Origin of the sequence: Streptomyces sp. AK010 (genome assembly GCF_014207295.1) — a bacterium.
GTDB lineage: Bacteria > Actinomycetota > Actinomycetes > Streptomycetales > Streptomycetaceae > Streptomyces > Streptomyces massasporeus.
Genome location: NZ_JACHCX010000060.1, coordinates 1 through 2,364, shown reverse-complemented (window position 1 = coordinate 2,364; position 2,364 = coordinate 1). Strand labels below are relative to the sequence as shown.

Genomic DNA, 2,364 nt, shown 5'->3' with positions numbered 1-2,364 from the left:
TGTCGGCGTACACGTGAACGTCCCCACCCGCGTACGGATGAAAAGGGACAGTTGTTGATGCGGTGAGTCCTGCTGCTCGGCACTCTGCTGCTCGTCGGTGAGGGGCGGCGGAAGGCGGTCGACGGTGGTCCTGGATCCGCAACGTTGGTTGGAGCTGCGGCGCTTCCGGAGTCTGTTGGAATCCGGGGCGATCAGCCTGTCGGAGGTTGCCCGGGAGACCGGGCTGGACCGCAAGACGGTCCGCAAGTATCTGTCGGCGCCGGGGCCGGCGACCCCGCCGCGCCGGTCGCCGAACGGGCGGTCGAAGGCGAGGGTCATCGACGAGTTCGCGCCGCTGGTCGACTCGATGCTGCGGGCCGAGATCCTGATGAAGGCCGCGGTGATCCACGGGCGGCTGGCCGCGGAGTACGGGTTCACCGGCAACTACCAGCGCGTCAAGCTCTACGTCCAGGAAGCCCGGCCCCGCATCGCCGAGGAACTCGGCATCACGCCGAAGGAACTCGCCGGCATGCACCGCCGGTTCGAGGTGATCCCCGGCGCCCAGGCTCAGGTGGACTGGGGCGACGAGGGCAAGATCCTCGCCCACATGGGCATTCCGAAGGTCTACTCCTTCCACATGACGCTGTCGTACTCGCGCGACCCGTTCTGCTGCTTCACCACCAGCCAGGACCTGCAGACGTTCTTCGACTGCCACCGCCGGGCCTTCGCCCACTTCGGCGGGGTGCCGATGACGATCGTCTACGACCGCACGAAGACCGTCGTGCGACGTCACGTCGCCCCGGGTGAGGCGGTCCCGCTGCATCCGGAAGCGGTCGGGTTCGCCGGTCACTACGACTTCGACATCGACGTCCTGGCCGCCTACCGCCCCACCGGCAAGGGACGCGTCGAACGGCAGGTCCTCATCGTCCGCGACCACGTCCTTTCCGGCCGGTCCTTCTCCTCCGTCGAGGAGATGGACGCCGCCTTCACTACCTGGGTGCCGCAGCGGCGGGCCCAGGCCCACAGGACCCACCAGCAGATCATCGGAGAGCGGGCGGCCCGTGATCACATGGCCCTCAAGCCTCTGCCGGAGACTCCGTATCTGGTGGCCGAACGGCATCTGCGGCCGGTCGGCAAGGACTGCCTGGTCGCCTTCGGCGGCAACCTCTACTCAGTGCCGGCCCGCAGGGTCCGACCGCGTCAGCTGGTCGAGATCAGGGTCACGAAATCGCAGGTCATGCTGCATTCCACCGTCGCCGACTCCAGCGGCGAGACGCTGCTGGCCACCCACCCGCGGGCGATCGGCCGCGGGACCCGCGTCGTCGAAGAAGCCCACTGGGACGGCCTGCCCACCGGCAAGGGCCGCCGCACCACCACCGGCGATGTCCTGCCCCGGCCCCGCCGGGAGCGTCCTCCGGGCGAGGAGGCCGGACCCTTGCAGGCCCTGCTGGACCGGGCCTCGGCCACCCGCATCGAGGTCGGTCGGCGTCCGCTGTCGGTCTATGACGAGCTGACCGGCACCCGTCCCTTCACCACCCGTCCGACCACGAGGGAAACGTCTTGAGCGAGCTGGTCTCCACCCGCATCCGCAACACGGCCGGCAAGCTCGGCCTGCCCCACCTGGCCGAAACGATCAACGAGTACACCCGGCGGGCCGACGAAGGGAAGATGGGCTACCTCGACTTCCTCGACCTGGTCCTGTCCGAGGAACTCGCCGTCCGCGACGACCGCCGCTTCCGCCAGGGCCTGCGGCTCTCCCGGCTGCCGCACCACAAGACGCTCGACGAGTACGACTTCTCCTTCCAGCCCGACCTCGAACCGCGCAAGGTCAAGGACCTCGCCACCCTCTCGTTCGTCGACGGCAAGGCGAACGCCGCCCTGCTCGGGCCGCCCGGGGTCGGCAAGACGCACATCGCCGTCGCTCTCGCGGTCGCGGCCTGCCGGGCCGGCTACTCGATCTACTTCACCAGCCTCGACGACATGGTCCGCAACCTCAAAGCCGCCGAGACCGCCGGCCGTCTGACGAACAAGCTCGGCACCTACCTGCGGCCCAGTGTCCTCGTGGTCGACGAGGTCGGCTACCAGCCCCTCGAACGAGCCGAGGCGAACCTGGTCTTCCAGGTCATCTCGAAGCGCTACGAGAAGGGCTCGATCATCCTGACCTCGAACAAGACCTTCAGCGAATGGGGCCAGGTCTTCGGCGACGAGGTCCTCGCCACCGCCATCCTCGACCGCCTCCTGCACCACTGCGAAGTAATCTCCATCAACGGCCCCAGCTACCGGCTCAAGAACCGCCTCAAGGCCATCGAGCGAGAGAACGACGTGGCCTGACACCTGGGGACGTTCGTCCGTACGCAACTGGGGAGAAAAGTCCGTACGCCGACA

2 protein-coding genes are annotated in these 2,364 nt (G+C 68.2%); both read left to right on the top strand.

The genetic code is table 11. The annotated features are described in order from the left end of the window. Window positions 1-124 precede the first annotated feature (124 nt). Window positions 125-1,543: an IS21 family transposase gene (istA, locus tag HDC93_RS37530; RefSeq protein ID WP_185015235.1), complete on the top strand. Its 1,419-nt coding sequence runs from the start codon at window positions 125-127 to the stop codon at window positions 1,541-1,543. Continuing rightward, entirely contained in the window at window positions 1,540-2,310 is a 771-nt protein-coding gene (gene istB / locus HDC93_RS37525; protein WP_185015234.1) for an IS21-like element helper ATPase IstB, read from the top strand. The genes istA and istB overlap by 4 nt, the downstream gene beginning before the upstream one ends. Window positions 2,311-2,364 lie beyond the last annotated feature (54 nt).